The sequence below is a fragment of the Empedobacter sp. R132-2 genome, assembly GCF_030324375.1.
Taxonomy (GTDB): Bacteria; Bacteroidota; Bacteroidia; order Flavobacteriales; family Weeksellaceae; genus Empedobacter; species Empedobacter falsenii_B.
The window spans coordinates 1-21689 of the sequence record NZ_JACAGG010000026.1 but is presented as its reverse complement, the minus strand read 5'-3'; the positions used below and the strand labels follow the sequence as shown (position 1 = coordinate 21689).

The window sequence follows — 21689 nt, the reverse complement described above, 5'->3', positions numbered from 1 at the left end:
TTTGTTTATTTGTTTATATTGGGAATAATTCTTCTTAATTCATTGGTAACCTCTTCTCGGCTACTCTCTTCTTTCATTACGATTAATACCGTATCGTCTCCAGCAATTGTTCCAATTATTGTATTGAAATGTGTGTTGTCAATCTCAAAAGCAATTCTGTTTGCATAACCTGGTTTTGTTTTGATAACTCCCAAATTTTTAGAGAAAATCAAACTTGCATTTTCGTTATGTGTAACGGTTGCCGTTGGAACATCACTTTCTGTAAGGCGATAGATGTATTGTCCCGAACTATTAGGAACTTTTGAAACTTTCAATTCGCGCAAATCTCTCGATAAAGTGGCTTGAGTAACTGTGATCTCTAAATCGATTAATTTTTTTAATAATTCGTCTTGATTACTTATTTCTTGATCTGTTATTAAATCTTTTATAATCTGGAATCTGTATTTTTTATTACTCATTTTGAATATTTATTCGGAATTTCATGCAAATATACTCATTTTAGACAAAAAAAAACCTTAGTTCGTATATTTATTCATCTTCTTTTTTTGATTGATTTTCTAATGCGCGCTTAGCGTACTCGTCATCAAGGTTATCATAAACCAATCCTGTACAAATACAACGCTCGCGATCATTTTCAATCAAGATGTGATAGTTTTTACAACTTTTACATCCATTCCAAAATTCATCAGATTGTGTTAATTCCGAAAATGTTACTGGCTTGTATCCTAATTTTGTGTTCATACGCATTACAGCTAAAGAAGTTGTAATACTAAAGATTTTTGATTTCGGGAATTTTGTACGTGACAATTCAAAAACAGCCTGTTTTATTTCGCGTCCAATTCCTGAACTCCTTAAATCTGTACGAACAATTAAACCTGAGTTTACGACGAATTTTTCTTCTTCGTACGTTTCTATGTAGCTAAACCCTGCTATTTGATCATCATCATCAAAAGCAATCACAGCATTTCCATTACGCATTTTGCGTTCAAGATAAACTGGATTTCGTTTAGCAATACCCGTTTTTCTCATACGAGCTGATTCTTCGTACCATTCGCACAACAATTCTGTGTACTTGGCATCATCTGCATTTGCTATTCTAACATACATAATTTAAGGGAAAGTCGATTAATAAAGAGGAATTGAGAAAAGATGACCTTTTGTCATCACACTTAAGTAAAATATGAGAACCAAAAGGTGCGCTTTCATTGCGAAAGCCACTCTCATAATTGAGAAGAACAATTTCAGTAATTTCTTCCATTAATCAACAAGATATTCAGTTATTATACTGAGATGCAAAGTTAAATATTATATTTTTGTATCACCAAAAAAAAGCAAACAAAATTTACATATTTATTAAAATGTTGAAAATTATTAAAATAGGAGGCGGAATTATCGATAAAGAGCAAGAATTAGAACAATTCCTACAAACGTTTTCCGAAATTAAAGAACCTAAAATTTTGGTTCATGGAGGAGGAAAAGGTGCTTCGAAGATGTTAAATCAATTGGGAATCGAACCAAAAATGATCGAAGGTCGTCGCATTACAGACAAACCAACATTGGATGTTGTGACAGGATTATATGCTGGAAATTTGAACAAATCTATCGTTTCTAAATTACAAGAATTTGGATGCAATGCATTAGGATTATCTGGTGCAGATGGTAATGCAATCAAAGGTTCTAAGCGTCCTGTGAAAACTATCGATTATGGTTTTGTTGGAGATTTGAATGATGAAAGCGTAAACAAAGAATTATTTCAATTATTAATTAATAACAATATCACACCAGTAGTTTGTGCGATTACACATGATGGAGATGGACAATTGTTGAATACCAATGCAGATACTATTGCCTCTACAATTGCGGTTGCTATGTCACAAGAAAATGAAGTAGAATTAAATTTCTGTTTTGATAAAATTGGTGTACTTCGCGATGTAAATGATGACACAACATTGATTCCAAAAATTAACGAAACTTTATATTTGCAGTTAAAAGAAGAAGGTGTAATTTTCGAAGGAATGATTCCAAAATTAGACAATTCATTCAAAGTAATCAATGCGGGTGTAAAAAATGTATGTTTGGTGCACGCGCGCAACATTAACTCAGAGATTAAAACAATTTTATGTTAGAATTAGCTGTTCTCAAAAAGAAAGCTGTCGATTTGTTGTGTCAATTAATCGAAACTCAATCTTTTTCGAGCGAAGAAGATAAAACGGCCGATATTATTTTCAAGTTTTTAACTGATCATGGTGCTACGGCTCATCGTCAGAATAACAATGTTTGGAGTATTCATCCAAATTTTGATGAGAACAAAAAAACAATTTTATTAAACTCTCATCACGACACTGTAAAATTTGGCTCTTCTTGGACATATGATCCATTGAAAGCTACAATCGAAGGTGATAAATTAGTAGGTTTAGGAAGTAACGATGCAGGAGCTTCTGCGGTAAGTTTATTAGCTACTTATATCAATTTTTTGAATGATGATTTACCATTTAATCTGATTGTCGCAATCACAGCTGAAGAAGAAAGTTCAGGGCAATTAAATGTTGCAAGTATTTTACCTAATTTACCAAAAATCGATTTGGGAATTGTAGGGGAACCTACGCAAATGGACATGGCAATTGCAGAACGTGGTTTAGTTGTAATGGACGTAATTGTAAAAGGAAAAACTGGACATGCTGCAAGAAACGAAGGTGTAAATGCAATTTACGAAGCGATTGATGTGATGAATTGGTTCAAAACTTATCAATTCGAAAGAGTTTCTGATATGTTAGGGCCAGTAAAAATGACGGTTACACAAATCGAAGCAGGAAAGCAACACAATGTTGTACCAGATGAATGTCGTTTGGTTGTAGATTGTCGTGTAAACGAATTGTACTCGAATCAAGAAGTCGTTGATATTATTTCAAGTTGTTTGCCTAAAGCAGAAGTTAAAGCCCGTTCGTTACGTTTAAATTCTTCACGTATTTCAGAAAATCATCCAATTGTACAAAAAGGAATCGAATTAGGTTGTACAACTTATGGTTCACCAACAATGTCAGATCAAGCAATGATGAATTTTGAAACGGTAAAAATGGGACCTGGAGATTCAGCTCGTTCTCATACACCTGACGAATATATTTATTTATCCGAAATAGAACACGGGATTGAACGATATACAAGTTTATTAAAAGATTTTACGTTTTAAATTAAGAATAAACTCTTATAATCAAAAAAGCATCTTCATACAATTGAAGATGCTTTTTAATTTTATCAAAACTGATAATTAAAACCTACGAAGATTTTATTATAAATATATGTCTAAAAATTAAACACAAAAAAAGAGGCTAATTAATTTTAGCCTCTTTTTTTATATATGAAATTAAGTTTTACTCAATTTGCATTTTAACTGGAATGTTGAAATTCAACTTCGCAGCACGACCATCTTCTGTTTGAGCAGGTTTGATCGTTTTCCCTCTTCTTTGTTGACGTTGTGTAATACGCTCTAAAGCTTTTTTAGCTTCAGGACCTAACTTAGCATCACCCATTGGAGAAATTCCAACGATTCTACCTTCAGTGTCAATTTGGAAAGAAAGTTTAGCAGCTACTACACCAGATAAACCTTGACCAGCAGCGTCATTTGCAAAATCTTGCAACTCATCAGTTAAATCTTGTGATAACTTTCTAGATAAACAATCTGTTGCAGCTTGTTTACCTTTTGCAGCATCTTTCTCACAACCAGGATATACCGCCATTACAGCCGCTGTACGAGCAGTTACTGTAGATGGAGCAGCAGGTTCTGTACCTTTCCCTGGATTAGGAGTACTTGGTGTATCCTTTGGTGCTTCTTTTTTAGTATTTACTTCATTAGCACCTCCAGTTTGTGTTGTTGATTTTGGCCCTTCTCTATCTACTAAACCTAAATCTTTATCGGCCATTTCCTTTACTTCGACAATAGGCTCTTCTTTTTTAGGCTGAGCTTTAGGTTCTGGCATAACCACTCTAACCTGAGCTGTTTCTTCTTGATATCTTTGTTCTGGCTCTGGCTTTGGTGGCTCTGGTTCAACCACTTCTTCCTCTTTTGGAGGCTCAGGAATATTCAAATCCTCAAGCTGAACATCTACGACTACGTCTTCTGACTTTTTACTTTCAAACAAACCTGTTGCAGAAGCAATAAGACCAAAAGCTAAAATCGCAATTACTATAAATCCACGAATGAAAGCTTTCAATAATGTACTCTTCTCAGACATTCTCATGTCATAAGCTCCATACGCTTTATTTCTACCTTCAAATACAATCTCGTCTAAGGATTTTAGTTTGTTGTTATTTTCTGACATTTTAATTCTTTTAAATTTAACAATTAAACTAATTATTTACCTACTTTTTCGTCGAACACTTTTTGTTCAAAAGGTGCAACAGGTACGATTCCGTAACGAGTAGACTTTGTAATTTCCATTTCATCTAAGATAGTTACTAAATTATCATACGTAGCATCATCCATAGGTTTGATAATTACAGTAAACTTATCTTTATCTGCTCTACCTTGTGCTGCTGTAATAACATCACGAATTTTAGAGTAGTCAGTTTCATTTAGAGTTCCTCCGTTTAATCCTGCCTGATCTTGTTGATGCCAAAATAACTTATTATCCTTTCCAATTAAAATTGATATAGAATTATTCAATTTTATTTCTGGTTTATCAGTTGGATCTAATTTGTCAATTTTTGGAGGCATATTCAAGTTCATTACATTTGGTTTGATCGATGTCGCCGCAAACATAAAGAAAGTAATTAATAAGAAACCTAAATCAACCAAAGGAGCCATATCGACTTTCGTCGAATTCTTTTTGGAACGGACTTTCTTTCCGCCACCGTCATCGTGACTTTCTATTTGTGCCATTTTCTAATTTCTTAATAATTATTCTTGAGATGTAATTAACTGGAACTTATTCATATTTTTCATTTGCAATTGTTGAATCAAAGTTTTGAATTTTTTGTATTCAGATTTTTGATCACCTTTAATTGCTAAGAAAATATCTGGGTTCACTTCTTTTGCTTCAAATACCCAATCAATTAATTCTTGATTTTTATTCGGTATCGTATCTAATGGAATACCTGGATGATATGATTGTTGTTTATCAGCAGGCTGATTCAAATAATTTCTCATTTCATTCATTGGTACACCAAACTCTACTATGCTTTTGAATGCATTCTTTTCAGCATCTGTAAACTTCACTCCGTACTTATCACCCATTCTTTCTAATGTAGGAATACGATCTTTTTCTTCTAATCCGAATAAGAATTTTCCTTTATCATCAATTTTAATGATCATCATGTTTTCTGTAGCCATTTTTTGGTTCGAAACAGATGTCGGTGTTACGACAGGAACAACTTCAGGTTCTCTAAAGTTAGATGTCAAAATAAAGAAAGTTAACAAAAGCCAAGCCATGTCAGACATAGCTGTTAAGTCCATCGAAGGACCTCTTCTTTTTGGTTTTACTCTTGCCATTTTCTCTGTATTATTAATTAATATTCTAAATTGTTTGTTGTTTGATTTTTCCTTATACTATCCTTCTAAGGCTTCGTCAATGAATATTAATTGTGAGCAGAGAAAGATTGTTGAATACTCATTCCTACTTCGTCAATTTTGAATGTTAAATCATCAATTTTAGAAGTTAAGAAAGCATACATAATAATAGCGAATGCAGAAGCACCAATCCCCATACCTGTATTAATTAAGGCCTCAGCAATACCTACTGATAATTGTGCAGCATCTGGAGATCCTCCTCCTTCACCTAATGCGAAGAATGCTTTAATCATCCCGATTACAGTACCCATTAAGGCAATTAACGTACCAACAGAAGCAATTGTAGAAATAATTGTCATGTTTTTCTCTAACGTTGGCATTTCTAATGTAGTCGCTTCTTCTAACGTTTTACCTAATTGAGCTAATTTTTGCTCTTTGTTTAAAGTTGTGTCGTTTTCTAACGCTTTGTAAGTTGTCAAACCTTCTTTCACTACGTTTCCTACGGCACCTTTTTGTTTGTCACATAATTCGATTGCTTTGTTAATTTCATTTTTGTTTAATAAAGCACGAATGTCGTTTACAAATTTCTCAGCAGATCCTGTTCCTTTTGCTTTGTTTAAAGCGATAACACGGTCGATAGAGAATACCAATACCATAAAGAAAAACGAGATTAAGAATGGAATAATTACCCCTCCTTTAAAAATAATTCCTAAAAAGTTTAAAGGATTTCCTCTTTCTGTATCTCCTCCTTCAAAGTTACCTGGTTGACCAAAAACACCATAAAAGATCCCCATTGCGATAGCAATTAAAATGATCATAGTAATCACAGGGTTAAGACCTCCCTTTTTAGTTTTAGCTGGTACTGTTACATTCTTTTCCATTTACTAATTCTTTTAAATATTATGATTTTTATTAATGTGGGTGTAAATTAAGTGAAAATTTTTTAAATCTTCTAAATTTTTTATGTTGTTATGACGTTAAATTTCGAATTTATTTGAAATCAATAGTATTTTTCACCGAAATGATAATTTATTTTTTATCTCATCAGTTCTAATAAAACCTCACAACTTTATAAATTTTGAAAAATATTCAATCTTCACAAAAATTAACCTATCGCAAATTTATTCAATATTTATACATATTTATATTTTTTTTTAAGAATTAAATTATTATTTTGACTTTTGCACTTCAATATTATAATTGCTATGAAAGTTTGTATTGCCGAAAAACCAAGTGTTGCTAAAGATATCGCCAAAGTAATTGGTGCTAATCAGAAGCATGATGGATACTATGAAGGAAACGGATTTCAAGTTACTTGGACTTTTGGTCACCTATGTACATTAAAGGAACCGCAAGATTATACTCCCGAATGGAAAAGTTGGGATCTGAATTATTTACCTATGATTCCGTCAAGTTTTGGAATAAAATTAATCGCTGACAAAGGAGTTTCGAAACAATTTAATATTATCAAAAGACTTGTAACAGCTAGTCAAGTTGAAGAGATTATAAACTGTGGTGATGCTGGTCAAGAAGGAGAATTGATACAACGTTGGGTTTTACTTAAAGCGCGTGCTAAAGCGCCAATGAAGCGTTTATGGATTTCTTCGTTGACAGAAGAAGCAATTAAAGAAGGTTTTGATAATTTGAAAGATGGAGAAAAATATTTCAATCTTTTTTCTGCAGGACAAGCGCGTGCAATTGGCGATTGGTTACTAGGAATGAACGCTACACGATTATTTACCAAAAAATTTGCGCCGCCAAAAACAGTTCTTTCTATTGGTCGTGTGCAAACACCTACATTAGCAATGATTGTACAGCGTCAAAAAGAAATCAATGCGTTTATTATTGAGGAATATTGGGAATTGAAAACGATTTTCAAAGAAGTAGAGTTTAATGCGACAATACCTCGTTTAAAATCTGAAGAAAAAGCCAAACAAGGTTTAGATTTCATCAAAAATCGAGAGTTTGAAATCATTGATTTCGATGTAAAAGAGGGTCGTGAAAAAAATCCTCGCCTATTCGATTTAACTGCTTTACAAGTAGAAGCGAATAAAAAATATGCGTTTTCGGCAGAAAATACCTTAAAATATATACAAAGTCTTTACGAGAAAAAATTTGTGACCTATCCTCGTGTTGATACCACTTATCTTTCGGAAGATATTCACCCTAAAGTTCCTGGAATTTTAAATAAATTAACCGCTTATCAAAATTTGATTGCTCCTTTGATGACGCAACCAATTCCGATGTCAAAAGCAGTTTTTGATAATACAAAAGTAACCGATCACCACGCTATTATTCCTACCGAAATCTTTCCACAAGGTTTATCGAACGAAGAAAAACGTATCTATGATTTGGTTGCACGACGTTTTATTGCTGTTTTTTATCCAGAATGTAAAGTTGCCAACACAACTGTCGAAGGAAAAGTTGAAAATAATGGAAAAGACGGTCAACTTTCTGCTATAAATTTTAAAGCAACGGGAAAACAAATTCTCGAAATGGGTTGGCGCGAAGTCTATGCAAAAGATAAAAAGGAAGACGAAAAAGATGAGGAAAAGATAATGCCGATTTTTGAGATTGGTGAAAAAGGTCCTCACGAACCATTTATTCACAAAGGAAAAACAACTCCGCCAAAACATTATACAGAAGCGACTCTATTACGAGGAATGGAAACTGCTGGACGACAAGTAGATGATGAAGAAATGCGCGAATTGATGAAAGAAAATGGAATTGGTCGACCTTCAACGCGTGCAAATATTATCGAGACCTTGTTTCGTAGAAAATACATCGAAAAGAAAAAACGTAATATTATCGCCACACAAACTGGTATTGATTTGATTGATACCATTCAAAATGAATTATTAAAATCTCCTGAATTGACAGGTGTTTGGGAACGAAAACTTCGTTTGATTGAAAAAGGTGAATACGAATTAGAACAATTTAAGCAAGAATTGATTGAAATGGTTTCGAAACTAACATTTGATGTAAAAAATAGTTACTTCAGACCAATCGCTTCTCATCAGAATTCAGTTCAAATAGCTGAAAAACCTAAAAAGGAACGTAAACCGAAAGAAGAAATTAATCTGGAAGATGCAACTTGTCCAAAATGTAAAACACATAAATTAGTCAAAGGAAAAGCCGCTTATGGTTGTGCAAACTTTGCAGCATGTGGATTCAAAATTCCGTTCGAGTTTATGGGTAAAAAATTAACTGATAAACAAATTTTGGATTTGTTAACCAAACAAAAAACTGGAAAAATGGCTGGCTTAATCAATCCTGAAAATGGAGAAAAAGTTACTGGTAAAGCTATTTTGGGAATGAATTTCGATTTAGAATTTGAAGAAATGTAAAAAAATAAAGTGAGTTTCGAAATTCGAAACTCGCTAATTATATTTCTCCAACGTTTCTTTTAAAATTGTTTTGACTTTTTCTTTCAATTTTTTAGGTTCGATAATTGTAACTGAACGACTCATAGAAAGAATTTCGCTGATAAAATCTTCGGTCAAAAATAATTCTAATCCAATTAAAACTTCATCGTTTTTAATTTCTAAAATTTGTTGGGATTCATGCAAAGGCAAAGATTCTAAATACGCTGCTTGTTTTTTGGTCACAGAAAGCACTATTTTTTCTGGTTTTTCTGAACTTGGAACAATAATCCCGAACGAATATTTGTACTTATCATTGTAATTAAACTCGATATTATCGTCAATTTTATCTCTAAAAATCGAAACTCTATTCATTCGTTCCAAACCAAAATTTTTGACAATTCCTTTATCATCCGCAATCAAATACCATCGGTTATTGTGCTCTCTAATTGCAATTGGCGAAACTTTACGAATCGTTTCTTTTTCCTCTCCAAATTTTTGATAATGAAATTCAATTTTCTTTTTTCCTTGAATTGCTTGTACAATATCTGGTAAAAATTCGGCGCGTTTTGGCTTTCTTTTTTCCAAATACACAATAGATTCGAGCGAATTTGTCAATTTCAAAGCAGAAAAACTATTAATTTCTTCTAAAGTTTTCAGAAATAAATCAGAGCTATAATCGTCTTGAATAATATAATATCCACGCTGACTGCGACTATACATTATATCAATTCCCAATATATTTCTGATTTCTTGAATATCGCGCTGTAATGTACGTTTAGAGAAATTAAACTCTAATGTATCATCATTAAGTTGAAGCATTTCAAATTCTCGTTCCAAAAAACGCTCTAAATCTTCATAAGAACAATATTTTTGTTGTGATAATTTACGAACAATATTGAAATAACGCGCGATATAACCTTGTTTTGACATTGAATTGGAAGTGTTTGAGCAAACTTAACTTATCTGTAATTAAAAACAAAAAAAAGTAACATTTCATTACAAAATGTTACTTTTTCTTCATTAATAAAAATGAAATATTCGAAAAAACGGATTCTATTTTTTAGATTTTTTTACTTTTGTTTTTGCATCTTTCGTAGCTGCTTTTACATCTTGTACCGCCGCTTCTATTGTTGTTGTAGCTGAGTCTACCGTAGCTGCCGCTGAATCTACTACTACTTCTGATGTTATTTCAACTGGAGTTGTGCCATCTTCAACTTTCGCTGTTTCGATGAAATTAGAAAGTTTATCAACAATTTCTGCGTTAGAAGTTGGTTCATTCTTCACTTTTACGCTTAAGAAAATTGATGGTGCAGCATTATCTTGAATATAATTTGATTCGTTTTGATAAACTCCGTCATTTTTAACAGCTGTTGAATTTAAGTTTTCTGTTAACTCTTTTGCTACTTTAACTGTTTCGTTAAATGCAACATTTTGTTTAAAAACAACTGCGGCAACTTTATTTGTATTATCATCAGTTTTTTCAAAATTTAATGTCATGATTAACTCAGGTTTTAAACTATCGATGATTGATCTTTTCTCTTCATCTTTTAATCCTTTCGTTAAATCTTTCCATAAAAGAACCTGAACATTTTCTTTATTCAAAGATTCTAACTTTGTTTTAAATTCTGATGCGATATTTGTTCCTGATTCTACAGCGATATTATCTACAATATCTAAAATGACAACTTTTGGTGCATCTTCTACAACTTTATTTGTAATTTCTGTTGTAGGAACTTTTATTTCATTTTTTGTAGTAAAAGAGAAAGAAACTAACCCTATTGCTACGACTCCTAATACTTGCGTCAATTTTTTCATAATAAATGTGTTTTGTTTAAAAATGATACTTTTTAAATAGTTAGTACATTTTAGAACTTTGCAGACACTGTTCCGAAAACTCTTAATTAATCCTAATAAATGTTATAGTTTTCTTAATTGACTTATTTTATAAGGGATTCAGAGGAGTTAAATTTATTATTTTTCAAAATTTAGAAAATATAAAACATAAAAAAAGCTCAACTAAGTTGAGCTTTTATATTATTTACATGCAGCAATTATCTGCACAAAATCATCATATTTTAATGAAGCACCACCAACAAGACCGCCGTCAATATCTGGTTGAGCAAAAATTTCGTTCGCATTCTGTGCATTTACACTTCCTCCGTACAAAATACTTGTATCATTCGCGACTTCTACGCCAAATTCATCATTCAAAACTTTACGAATAAATGCATGAATTTCTTGCGCTTGCTCTGGTGTAGCTGTTTTTCCAGTTCCAATTGCCCAAACTGGTTCGTAAGCAATAATCAAACGAGAAAGATCTTCTGGTTTTTGAGCAACTAAAGCATCCATTAATTGGGTTTTTACAACCTCAAAATGTTTCTCAGCTTCACGTTCTTCTAATTTTTCTCCTACACAAAGAATTGGATTAATTTGATGTTTAAAAGCTTGTTTTAATTTCTCAGCAATTACAATATCTGTTTCTCCTTGATATTCTCTACGCTCAGAATGCCCAATAATAGCGAAATCTAATCCGATACTATCCAATTGTTCTGCTGAAATATCTCCTGTATACGCTCCTTTTTCGTGAGCAGAAATATCTTGCGAAGAAATCTTAACATATTGCTCATCTACAGCTTCTAACAATGTTTGTAAATAAATAGAAGAAGGCGCAATTATAACTTGTGCAATTGGATGATTATCTGCCACCCAAGCATTAAGGTTTGTTGCTAAATGAATTGCTTCTTCATAATTTAAGTTCATTTTCCAGTTTCCTGCTACTATTCTATCACGCATAAAAAAGTGTATTTTATTTGATTTTGGTTTTAATATTTATTGCAAGATAATTATTTCTTGCGAAATTATACCTGATTTATTTTATGCGAACGCGCGGATCTAGAATTCCGTAAAGTATATCAACCAGAATATTAATTACAATAAACATCACCGCAATAACTAAAACAGCTCCCATCACAATTGGTAAATCTAATGTATTTAGTGCATTTACTATTTCTTTTCCTAAACCATTCCAGCCAAAAACAAATTCCACAAAAACAGAACCTGCCAACATGGAAGCGAACCAACCCGAAATTGCTGTAACAACTGGATTAAGTGCATTTCGTAATGCATGTTTTGTAATCACCGTTTTTCTAGAAAGTCCTTTTGCAAAAGCTGTTCGGATATAATCTTGGTTCAAAACTTCTAACAACGAATTTCGTGTTAATTGCGTAAAAACCGCTAACGGACGCGAACCTAATGTAATTGCTGGAAGAATTAAATTTTTCAACATCAAATGTTTTCCTTCTCCCAAATCATCCACTTCATATAGACTTCCAATCATATTCAGCCCTGTAATATCGTGCATCAAAAAAGCAAAAATATAGGCAATGATAATTGCCGAAAAGAAAGACGGAATACTCATACCAAAGCTTGTTACTACCAACAAAACTCTGTCAATCCATGTATCTTTCATCAAAGCAGAAACAATTCCCAACGCAACACCAATTATCGTTGCAATAATGATGGCTGCAATTGCCAAAACCATTGTATTTGGTAAAGTTTCGCCAATAATTGTACTGACGCTTTTTCCTTGTTTTTGAAAAGATTCACGTAAATAAGGCGTTTTCAAAACCATTTCATTTGTTCCGAAATCCATCAATTTTGTGTAATTGTATTTATCAGAACTTATTGAAGTATATGTTGTATTGTTTTCGTCAATATTATGAAAAGAAATCGGTGACAAATCATTAATATAAAAAGCATATTGTTTCCACAAAGGTTGATCTAAACCTAAGTTTTTTCTAATTTGAGCCAATTGTTCAGGATCTTCTTTTTGATCAAGCATCATACGCGCAGGATCGCCAGGAAGAACCGAAAACAATAGAAAAACTACAGTCACTACACCAAAAAGTGTCAGAAATCCGTAGAAAATTTTATTTAAAATATAATTAATCACTTTTTTAAAATAATTCTTCTAATTGATTAATTGAAGGAAAATCGTTGTCATGATATTTCGCTTTTACGGTTCCTTTTTCTAAAATCATCACTCCAGGATTTGAACGAATAATTGTTTTCATCGTCGTTTGATCCATAAAACAATTTTCCAATTCTAAACCTTTAATTGGATTATTCGAAACCGCTGTTACAATAAAACCTTTTGCTTTCGCTTCTTTTCCTAAAGTATTTAATTTCACAAGTTGTTTATCATTTATTTTTTCAACAAATGGAATGACAAAAACAATCGCTTTCGGGGCATTTAAAATTTCAGACGTTTTATCAACACCATTGCAATCAAAATTAAAATCATGAATTGGTGGTTCGTACCCTTTTTTCTCTACAATTGTACGTGTTTTATCCGCTTCAATCACCCAAGGCGTTCCATGTTTATACCACTTATCATCGGCAATATATTGCGCATCATCAATTTCTACCACTTTTCCATCTACACTATTTCTCATGGTGTAAATCGTTTTATACGTTGTTGGTTTCAAACCTAACTCTTGCGGAGATTTCATTCCTTCAATTAAATTTTTGCCAACTGCATAAGGTCTAAAATCGATAATTGGTAAATGATTAATTCCGATATAAGCAATAATTGCAGAACCTAAAATTGTTATAAAATTGATTACGTAATTCGCTTTTTCGACAAATAATGGTTTGATATATTTTTGACCAATCACTAAAATAATGATCAACACCAAAAGCACAACATCTTTGTAAAATGATGTCCAAGGTTCTAACTTTAGTGCATCACCAAAACATCCACAATCGGTTACTTTGTTGAAATAAGCTGAATAAAATGTCAAAAATGTAAAGAAAATAATCGTTAACAATAAAGCTATTGTTGTAAATCTTTTCCAAACGCCAAGCAATAATAAAACGCCTAAAACTATTTCAAAAAGTGAAAAGAAAGTTGCCAAAGGCAAACTCAAACCTTCTAAAAATGGAATGTTAAGAACTGTTGGCGAAAAATATTCTTCTAATTTGAAACTTAACCCAATTGGATCTACATTTTTTACAAATCCAGAAATTATAAAAATAACTCCAACTATAATTCGGGCAAATTGAACTAAATACCTCATGAAGCTTTCTTTTCGTTAATTAAAATCATTGCGAAAATCGAATAATTAATCATATCCAAATAATTTGCATCTAAACCTTCAGACACAATTGTTTTTCCTTTATTATCTTCTATACTTTTTGTGCGCAAAACTTTCTGATAAATTAAATCTGTGATCGAACTTACACGCATATCTCTCCAAGCTTCACCGTAATCATGATTTTTTTTCATCATCAAATCGTGCGCAATTGTTGCATATTTATCATAAAATTCGATAGCTTGTTCGTCTGTCAAATCTGGCTGATCTGCAAAACCAAGTTCCAACTGAATCAATGCCATAATCGAATAATTAACGATTGCCACAAATTCTCCTTCTTCGTCTTCATCAACCAAACGCTCCGCTGCTTCTTGCAACGTACGAATACGGTTTACCTTGATAAAAATTTGATCTGTTAAAGACGGTAAACGCAATACACGCCAAGCCGGACCGTAATCTTGTAATTTTTTTGTATATAAATCTCGACAAACAGAGATGATTTCTTTAAATTGAATTGAGGTATTTTTCATAATTTCGTTTCGATTTCAAAAATAATTGAAATTGCTTAAAGAACTTCTAAGATATGACAATTAATTGTAATGGTCGTTTGATTGATTTGAACGAGCCTAAAATTATGGGAATTTTGAATACAACGCCAAACTCTTTTTATGATGGAGGCAGTAATCAATCGATGAATTTGATTTTAGAAAAAGTTGAAAAACATTTGTCCGAAGGTGCTGATATGATTGATATTGGTGGTTATTCTACAAAACCTGGAGCAGAAAATATTTCGGAGCAAGAAGAAATTGATAGAACTGCACCAATTATCGAAAAAATTATTGAAGAATATCCAGAATTGATTATTTCGATTGATACTTTTCGAGGAAATGTGGCACGCGAAGCTGTAAAAGCTGGCGCTGCTATTATAAATGATGTTTCGGGTTGGGAATTGGACGAAAACATGTTTGATGCAATAAAAGAACTTCGAGTTCCGTACATTTTGATGCACATGAAAGGAACACCGAAAACGATGCAAAATAATCCTGAATATGCAGATATTACGCTGGAAGTAAACGAATATTTTTCGCAGAAAATTGCTCAATTAAAAGCTGCAAAAGTAAATGATATTATTTTGGACCCTGGTTTTGGATTTGCAAAAACATTGGATCATAATTACGAATTATTCAGTAAAATGGAAGCTTTAGGTTTTGAAGGTTTTCCTTTATTAGTCGGAATTTCGCGAAAATCGATGATTTATAATTTATTCGAAACAACTCCGCAAGAAGCTTTAAACGGAACTTCTGTACTAAATATGGTTGCGTTACAAAAAGGTGCAAAAATTTTGCGTGTTCACGATGTAAAAGAAGCAAAAGAAACCTTACAAATTTTTCAGAAATTGAATCAAATATAAAATAAAAGCCACTAAAAAGGCTTTTATTTTTAATCAATGATTTTACTATTTGGAAAGAAAACTTTGAACGTATCAACAATATTGATATCCGAAGTCAAAATTTGCCAATGTGAATCTTTCACAAATTCAAACACAACTTCGTTGTCGTATAAATTTTCATCCTCAATATTTACATGCAAATTATTTTCTTTTCTATCTCCAATAATCAACGCCTCCGTTACATGTTCCATTTTATAACACAAACTTTCTAACTGATCATATTCCACAAAAATTCCGTCTTGTTGATCAATCACTTCTTGCAATTCGAAAACCGAATATTCGTCCGTTTCACTTTCACCATCAACCCAAAGAATTTTCCAAAAATAATCCTGTATATCTTTTATTGGAGCAATCACCTCTTCCATTCGTTGAATTTGGTTTTCGTCTTCTCCGTAAATTTCTATTTTATAAGTTTCCATATCTATTACAAAATTAAAAAAGTAACTTCAAACGGAAGTTACTTTTTTACAATTTTATACTTTTTCTAACTCATGTTTCACACGTTTTTCAGATTTGATATCCATAACCTGAATCGATTCTTTGCTAAAAATCTTGAACGAATGTTCATGTTTTTCTAAGAGAAAATCATAAGGTCCTTTTGGTGCAATTAATTTCACTAAAACTGGCGCAGTTTCTAACGAGATAAACACAAGAGCTATAAAAATAGCTGCAGTCCCTAAAATTGGATTATTAACTGACAATTCGTCTAAAGCCTGCATACGTGCAGCAAAACCATTGTAATTCTCTTCGGTTGGTTTAGCCGCATCAATTTCTTTTTCTTTTGCAACATTCAATCGATCTAATTCTTTATTAATTTCAGCTAAACGAGGCGCAGATTGTTGAATATAAGTTTCGATTTCGGCAGCTTTTTGTTTTTTCAATTCTGCTTTTCGTTTCGCATTTGGTCCATAACCTTCGCGTCCAGTTGTTGTTTCAGTTTGTGTACCAACAACTTCTTTTTCCAACTCGGTAGAAGCTGAATTATACTCATTTCTTAATTTATCAATTTCTGCATAAATTTCTTTTCGTTCATTCGAAAAAGGCGTTCCCAATTCAGCATAACGCGCATCAATTCCTTTTTGTAATTCCGTTTTATTTCGATTGACAATAATATTTAATTGCTTGTTAATTTCTTTCTCGAAAATTTTTAATTCTAACGGTTTCGAAATCACAATACCTAATAAAATTGCAACCAAAATACGTGGCAAAGCAATAAAAAACTGACGAAAAAATCCACCTGACTTTTTCATTGATGTGACAATATATCGGTCAAGATTAAAAATCATTAATCCCCACAACAAACCAAAACCTGTTGCTGCATATATATTATCAAAAACAGTATTCAGCGCATATCCAGCAGACAAAGCCGCCAAAATTCCTGTAAATAATATGACACCTCCAATACCAACATGTTTGTTGATATCTGTTGGTGTTTTTTTCAAGAGTTCAAGACTACTCCCTGAACAGATGATTAAAAATTTCTGTAGTCCATTCATTTTGCAAATATAGTACTTTGTATAACATATTATTAAATATCGTGCCAAAAAAAGCTGACAATCAAATTGTCAGCTTATATTTTCAAAAAATTTACTTAAACAAAATTAAGCTTGTTTTTCGATTTTAATTCTCCATCCATAAGGATCTTCTGCTAATCCGTATTGAATATCTTTTAATTTCTTTTTCAATTGTAATGCAAAAGAATCTTCTTCAGCTAAAGTTGGTAATTGAGCACGCTCTTCACCAAATCCAACTGCATCGTATTGTGTAATTACAACAGCAGTTCCACATCCAAATACTTCTTTTAATTCTCCTGATTTGTAAGCATCATACAATTCTTGTACTTCTACAGGACGTACTTCTACTTCATATCCACTATCTTTTGCTAAAGTTAAAACAGAATCACGTGTTACTCCGTTCAAAATACGCTCAGACGTTGGCGCTGTTAAAATTTTATTTCCGATACGTACCATCACATTCATTGTTCCTGCTTCTTCAATGTATTTATGCTCGATAGAATCTGTCCAAATTACTTGATCATAACCATCTTTTTGAGCTTCAGAAGTTGGAAAGAAAGATCCAGCATAGTTTCCTCCACATTTTGCAAAACCAACACCTCCCTGAGCTGAACGACTATAATAATCAGCAATTTTTACTGATAAAGGTTTATCGTAATAATTAGGAGCATAAGCTAATAAAATAGCAAAAATATATTCGTTAGATGCCCTAGCAGAAACTGCTTCTTCTGTTGCGAACATTACTGGACGAATATATAATGACGTTCCGTAATCTTTTGGTACCCATTGACGATCGATATCAATAATAGCTTCTAAACCATCAATAAAAATTTCTTTCGGAATTTGAGGCATATTAAGACGTGCCGCAGATAAATTAAAACGCTCGAAGTTTTTCTCTGGACGGAAAATAAACACTTCTTCGTTATCATTTTTGTAGGCTTTCATTCCTTCAAAAATTGTTTGACCATAATGGAAAGACATCGCTGCTGGAGTCATTGAAATTGGTCCGTAAGGAACAATTTTTGGCTCATCCCATTTACCATCTTTGTAATGCGCGATCAACATGTGATCTGTAAACTCTTTCCCAAAAGTAGTAGAGTTAAAAACTGAATCGTTAAATTTTGATTCAGCAATTTTTTCTATAATCATTTTATGATATATTTTGTTTGTGCTTATCAAAGGTACATTTTATTTGCACTTTTTCATAATAAATATCATAACTTTCGACGATGAAAAGAATTATTCAAGAAACGGAAGATGGATCTAAAACTATCTATATTGAAGATTGGGATGAATCTTATCATTCTAAGCATGGCGCTGTACAAGAGGCTTTTCATGTATTTATAAAAAATGGATTTCATCATTTTACAGAAACAAAAAATCCTATAAAAATTATAGAAATTGGATTAGGTACGGGACTTAATTCTTTCATTACTTTGATGGAAGCTGAAAAACATAAAACTCCAGTGCAATATGTTGGAATTGAAAAATTTCCAGTTTCTGATGAAGAATTTGAATTGGTGAATTATTTCGAAAATGTTTTCAAACTTTATCCGGAATTTGAACATCGAAAAGAAGAGTTTTTAGATTATTATCAACAATTATTTCATTCAAATTGGGAAAATTGGAATAAAATTTCTCCATATTTTGAAGTTAAGAAAGTGGAAGAAGATTTTTTCAATCTGAAAAATATCAACGAAAATAATTTTGATTTAGTTTATTTTGATGCATTTGGTTCTCGTGTTCAACCAGAATTATGGGAAAAAGAATTGTTAGAAATTGTTGATTCTTTAACTAAAAAATCTGCCATTTTTACCACTTATGCAGCGAAAGGAACCATAAAAAGAGGTTTGAAAGATTTGGGCTATATTGTACAAAAACGTCCTGGGCCTCCAGGAAAACGTGAAATGATGGTTGGTTTGAAGGACTTTCCATTTGATAAATAATCTCCTTTATCATTAATTATAAAAATCGTAAATTTGCGCTGGAAAACAATTTGATGTTTTCTACATTTTTTTATGACAAATTATATCGAATATAAATTTAAAGTTGCGGAAGTAGAGCCTTTTAATGAAATTATTATTGCAATGATTTCTGAACTACCCTTTGAAAGTTTTGTTGAAAACGAAGAAGGTTTTGATGCTTACATGCCAAAAACTGACGAAAATATTGACCAAGTAAAAGAAGTGATTGATTCTATCGAGAATATTGATTTTTCTTATACGCGTCAAGAAATTGAACAACAAAATTGGAATGCAACTTGGGAAGAAAATTTCACGCCAATTTTAGTGAATGACCAATGTTTGATTCGTGCAGAATTTCACGAAACAGTTGAAAATATTCCGTACGAAATTATCATTCAACCAAAAATGTCTTTTGGGACTGGACATCACTCTACAACACATTTGATGGTAGAATATATCTTGGAAACTGAATTTACAGGAAAAGATATTTTGGACATGGGCTGTGGAACGTCAATTCTTGCAATTTTAGGAATGAAACGTGGTGCAAATTATGCAGAATGTATCGATATTGACGAGTGGGCTGTGGAAAATTCTATCGAAAATGGAAAACGAAATGGTGTTAGTTTAGATGCGAAAATGGGTGATAATTCACTTTTGGGAAGCAAACAGTTTGACATTATTTTAGCGAATATCAACAAAAATATTTTAATCAGTCAAATTCCTTCTTACATCAATGTTTTGAATGAAAATGGTGATTTATTTTTAAGTGGATTGATGGAGCAAGATTTTGATGATATCTTAGCTTTTTGTACAGAAAATGGTTTGAAATTTGTATCTAAAAAACAACGAAATGAGTGGATTGCGCTACATTTCAAAAAATAAAATGATATGACAAAATACGCAACGCAACCCATGTGGGAAACGGAAAAAGATTCGGCTGTTGATGTATTGGAACAGGAATCACACAAATATCAAATTATTGTTTACAATGATGATGTGAATACTTTTGATTGGGTAATCGAATCGTTGATTGATGTTTGTGAACACACGCCAGAGCAAGCGGAACAATGTTCTATTTTGATTCACTACAAAGGTAAATGCGAAGTCTTGACGGGTGAATTAGAAGATTTAAAACCTCGATGCACAGAATTATTGAACCGAGGTTTAAGTGCAGAAATTATTTAGAATTTCTTAATAATCATATAAAGCAAAATCAGAATCGTCTAATGTTACATTGGACGATTTTTTGTTTTGATCACTCACTATATACGAATCATAGATCTTCTCGTAAACATGATTTTCTGTTTTTGTATCCACAACTTCTGTAGATTTTTCTGTAGAATTAATCACAAAAGGAGTTACAACCAATGCTAATAGCAATATACAAGCAGCAGCCCACCAAATATTGAAATGTACAACTTTTGTTTCTTTTTTATCAATAGTTTTCGATAAAATTGACTGTTCTAAATCGTCAAAATAATTAGTAGGGGTTGTATAATTTTCCTTTTGTTTTAAGCTTTTAAAATAAATTTCATCTTCTAAATTCTTAAAATAATTCTCTGGAACCTTAAAATTATTTTTTAATCCATTTTCTTTCATATCATTCATAAGACAAAAAAAAGTTAAAAAGGTTTAATCTTCATCCTCTAAAAATTCTTTAATTTTTGTAACTGCATGATGATAAGACGCCTTTAGCGCACCAACAGATGTTCCTGAAATTTCAGAAATTTGTTCATATTTCATTTCATCATAATATTTCATCATAAATACTACGCGCTGCTTTTCTGGCAAACTTGCAATCGCTTTTTGTAGTTTCAACTCAATTTCATCACCTGTAAAATACTCATCCGTAGATAAATCATCTGCAATATTCATCGAATAATCTTCAAACGAAACATTTTGTTCTTTAGCATTTTTATGAATAAAATTGATGGTTTCGTTATAAGTAATCCTAAAAATCCATGTCGATAATTTTGATTCATTTTTGAATGAATTCAAATTTTGATAGATTTTTATAAAAACATTTTGAGCAATATCATCTGCGTCTTCATGAATCAAAACCATACGACGAATTTGCCAATAAACTCTCTGATGATAATCTTTTACAAGAAGTTTAAAAGCCTGTTCCCAATCCTTATCTAAAATGTGATCTAATATTTTCTGATCCAATTAAGTAATATTAAGCTGTAAAGCTATTAAATTTCAAATGATAAACTTCTAATAATTTTGAACATAGTTTATATTTTATATTTTTTTTATGAAATCAAATCCATATTCCACATATACTTAAGTATGAACCTATCAATAAAAGTATATTTCTATTGAAAAATTTATTTGGGCATTCACTCGCTCTATTCCTCGTATTTATACAATCTCCCTCAATTATCTCTTAATAATTCAATAACAAGAAATGTAAATCGCTCGGTCGGGCTATCCGTTGCAATCTTTTGTAGAATAAAATTCTATTACAAGTAAGAAAATCCAATTTCTACAAAAGGATTTAGACTACTCTCCCTAACGCTGGTTGTAAGTTCTGAGTTAGTTGCAAAAAGGAAGCTTCCTTTTTATCAAGAAGAAGCTTCTAGTTGACTAATTAGAAGCTCTTGTTGGATGAAAGCAAGCTTCTTGTTTTATAAAACATAGTCTGGAGATGTGGTAGCTTACATTTTACTTTGTACATTTTACAAAAAAGTATACCCACAAAAAAAGCCTCAAGTTGTTCACTTGAGGCTTTTAATAAAAACTGGCGACGACCTACTCTCCCGTAAGTAACAGTACCATCGGCGCAGGCAGGCTTAAC

General features: G+C 32.0%; 25 protein-coding genes. 7 read left to right on the top strand and 18 right to left on the bottom strand.

All coding sequences use genetic code 11. The features are described from left to right. Positions 1 to 5 precede the first annotated feature (5 nt). Together HXZ69_RS11450 and HXZ69_RS11445 are read right to left on the bottom strand one after the other, a co-directional pair. Positions 6 to 458 (bottom strand): arginine repressor, encoded by a 453-nt coding sequence (locus tag HXZ69_RS11450; protein ID WP_286496057.1) that lies wholly within the window; start codon positions 456 to 458, stop codon positions 6 to 8. 70 nt (positions 459 to 528) lie between these two features. Then, positions 529 to 1107: a GNAT family N-acetyltransferase gene (locus HXZ69_RS11445; protein WP_286496055.1), complete on the bottom strand. Its 579-nt coding sequence runs from the start codon at positions 1105 to 1107 to the stop codon at positions 529 to 531. Between the two features lie 251 nt (positions 1108 to 1358). On the opposite strand from HXZ69_RS11445, the gene argB reads away from it, so the two are divergent. After that, positions 1359 to 2126: an acetylglutamate kinase gene (gene argB / locus HXZ69_RS11440; protein ID WP_286496054.1), complete on the top strand. Its 768-nt coding sequence runs from the start codon at positions 1359 to 1361 to the stop codon at positions 2124 to 2126. Beyond that, positions 2120 to 3187, top strand: coding sequence for a M20 family metallo-hydrolase (locus HXZ69_RS11435; RefSeq protein WP_286496053.1), 1068 nt, complete (start codon positions 2120 to 2122; stop codon positions 3185 to 3187). The genes argB and HXZ69_RS11435 overlap by 7 nt, the downstream gene beginning before the upstream one ends. 181 nt (positions 3188 to 3368) lie before the next feature. On the opposite strand, the gene HXZ69_RS11430 is transcribed toward HXZ69_RS11435, so the two are convergent. From HXZ69_RS11430 to HXZ69_RS11415, 4 genes are all read right to left on the bottom strand, one after another. After that, entirely contained in the window at positions 3369 to 4316 is a 948-nt protein-coding gene (locus tag HXZ69_RS11430; protein WP_286496052.1) for a hypothetical protein, read from the bottom strand. A 32-nt stretch (positions 4317 to 4348) separates the two neighbouring features. Continuing rightward, positions 4349 to 4876, bottom strand: a complete 528-nt coding sequence (locus HXZ69_RS11425; RefSeq protein ID WP_038336863.1) for an ExbD/TolR family protein — start codon at positions 4874 to 4876, stop codon at positions 4349 to 4351. 18 nt (positions 4877 to 4894) lie between these two features. Then, positions 4895 to 5485, bottom strand: coding sequence for a biopolymer transporter ExbD (locus HXZ69_RS11420; protein WP_286496051.1), 591 nt, complete (start codon positions 5483 to 5485; stop codon positions 4895 to 4897). Positions 5486 to 5571: 86 nt separating this feature from the next. Then, entirely contained in the window at positions 5572 to 6384 is an 813-nt protein-coding gene (locus tag HXZ69_RS11415; RefSeq protein ID WP_188319171.1) for a MotA/TolQ/ExbB proton channel family protein, read from the bottom strand. A gap of 324 nt (positions 6385 to 6708) precedes the next feature. Here HXZ69_RS11415 and HXZ69_RS11410 point away from each other — a divergent pair, with 324 nt between their 5' ends. Then, on the top strand, positions 6709 to 8850 hold the full coding sequence (locus HXZ69_RS11410) for a type IA DNA topoisomerase (protein WP_286496049.1): 2142 nt from the start codon (positions 6709 to 6711) through the stop codon (positions 8848 to 8850). 33 nt (positions 8851 to 8883) lie between these two features. On the opposite strand, the gene HXZ69_RS11405 is transcribed toward HXZ69_RS11410, so the two are convergent. From HXZ69_RS11405 to HXZ69_RS11380, 6 genes are all read right to left on the bottom strand, one after another. Beyond that, positions 8884 to 9798 carry a helix-turn-helix transcriptional regulator gene (locus tag HXZ69_RS11405; RefSeq protein WP_286496048.1) on the bottom strand — a complete coding sequence of 305 codons (915 nt, stop codon included), beginning with the start codon at positions 9796 to 9798 and terminating at the stop codon, positions 8884 to 8886. 123 nt (positions 9799 to 9921) lie between these two features. Then, positions 9922 to 10683, bottom strand: a complete 762-nt coding sequence (locus HXZ69_RS11400) for a hypothetical protein (protein WP_286496047.1) — start codon at positions 10681 to 10683, stop codon at positions 9922 to 9924. 219 nt (positions 10684 to 10902) lie between these two features. Continuing rightward, positions 10903 to 11661, bottom strand: coding sequence for a triose-phosphate isomerase (tpiA, locus tag HXZ69_RS11395; protein WP_180905945.1), 759 nt, complete (start codon positions 11659 to 11661; stop codon positions 10903 to 10905). Between the two features lie 76 nt (positions 11662 to 11737). Further along, positions 11738 to 12820 (bottom strand): ABC transporter permease, encoded by a 1083-nt coding sequence (locus HXZ69_RS11390; protein ID WP_286496046.1) that lies wholly within the window; start codon positions 12818 to 12820, stop codon positions 11738 to 11740. Positions 12821 to 12824: 4 nt separating this feature from the next. Then, complete coding sequence (locus HXZ69_RS11385; RefSeq protein ID WP_286496045.1) at positions 12825 to 13946, bottom strand: BT_3928 family protein; 1122 nt, start codon at positions 13944 to 13946, stop codon at positions 12825 to 12827. After that, positions 13943 to 14491 (bottom strand): DUF1599 domain-containing protein, encoded by a 549-nt coding sequence (locus tag HXZ69_RS11380; protein WP_038336876.1) that lies wholly within the window; start codon positions 14489 to 14491, stop codon positions 13943 to 13945. Before HXZ69_RS11380 ends, HXZ69_RS11385 begins: the two co-directional genes overlap by 4 nt. A gap of 53 nt (positions 14492 to 14544) precedes the next feature. Here HXZ69_RS11380 and folP point away from each other — a divergent pair, with 53 nt between their 5' ends. Next, positions 14545 to 15372 (top strand): dihydropteroate synthase, encoded by an 828-nt coding sequence (gene folP / locus HXZ69_RS11375; RefSeq protein WP_286475847.1) that lies wholly within the window; start codon positions 14545 to 14547, stop codon positions 15370 to 15372. A gap of 29 nt (positions 15373 to 15401) precedes the next feature. Here folP and HXZ69_RS11370 read toward each other — a convergent pair whose 3' ends face one another. From HXZ69_RS11370 to HXZ69_RS11360, 3 genes are all read right to left on the bottom strand, one after another. After that, positions 15402 to 15830 (bottom strand): hypothetical protein, encoded by a 429-nt coding sequence (locus HXZ69_RS11370; RefSeq protein WP_125350302.1) that lies wholly within the window; start codon positions 15828 to 15830, stop codon positions 15402 to 15404. A gap of 54 nt (positions 15831 to 15884) precedes the next feature. After that, positions 15885 to 16907, bottom strand: a complete 1023-nt coding sequence (locus tag HXZ69_RS11365; RefSeq protein ID WP_286496044.1) for a DUF4407 domain-containing protein — start codon at positions 16905 to 16907, stop codon at positions 15885 to 15887. Between the two features lie 105 nt (positions 16908 to 17012). Further along, positions 17013 to 18074, bottom strand: coding sequence for a branched-chain amino acid aminotransferase (locus HXZ69_RS11360; RefSeq protein WP_280038161.1), 1062 nt, complete (start codon positions 18072 to 18074; stop codon positions 17013 to 17015). A gap of 80 nt (positions 18075 to 18154) precedes the next feature. On the opposite strand from HXZ69_RS11360, the gene mnmC2 reads away from it, so the two are divergent. The 3 genes from mnmC2 (at position 18155) to HXZ69_RS11345 (ending at position 20074) form a co-directional block, all read left to right on the top strand. Continuing rightward, positions 18155 to 18871, top strand: a complete 717-nt coding sequence (mnmC2, locus tag HXZ69_RS11355) for a tRNA (5-methylaminomethyl-2-thiouridine)(34)-methyltransferase MnmC2 (RefSeq protein ID WP_114999065.1) — start codon at positions 18155 to 18157, stop codon at positions 18869 to 18871. A gap of 72 nt (positions 18872 to 18943) precedes the next feature. Next, positions 18944 to 19771 (top strand): 50S ribosomal protein L11 methyltransferase, encoded by an 828-nt coding sequence (gene prmA, locus HXZ69_RS11350; protein WP_038336885.1) that lies wholly within the window; start codon positions 18944 to 18946, stop codon positions 19769 to 19771. Positions 19772 to 19777: 6 nt separating this feature from the next. Continuing rightward, positions 19778 to 20074: an ATP-dependent Clp protease adaptor ClpS gene (locus HXZ69_RS11345; RefSeq protein ID WP_180905936.1), complete on the top strand. Its 297-nt coding sequence runs from the start codon at positions 19778 to 19780 to the stop codon at positions 20072 to 20074. Positions 20075 to 20080: 6 nt separating this feature from the next. Here HXZ69_RS11345 and HXZ69_RS11340 read toward each other — a convergent pair whose 3' ends face one another. From HXZ69_RS11340 to HXZ69_RS11330, 3 genes are all read right to left on the bottom strand, one after another. After that, the gene (locus HXZ69_RS11340) at positions 20081 to 20497 is read right to left on the bottom strand and encodes a hypothetical protein (RefSeq protein ID WP_125350307.1); all 417 of its coding nucleotides are present in this window, start codon (positions 20495 to 20497) and stop codon (positions 20081 to 20083) included. Positions 20498 to 20521: 24 nt separating this feature from the next. Next, a complete protein-coding gene (locus HXZ69_RS11335; RefSeq protein WP_125350308.1) occupies positions 20522 to 21058 on the bottom strand; it encodes an RNA polymerase sigma factor in 537 nt (178 codons plus the stop codon). A gap of 424 nt (positions 21059 to 21482) precedes the next feature. Next, the coding region (locus HXZ69_RS11330) for a hypothetical protein (protein ID WP_286496042.1) at positions 21483 to 21689 on the bottom strand (207 nt) is incomplete at its 5' end.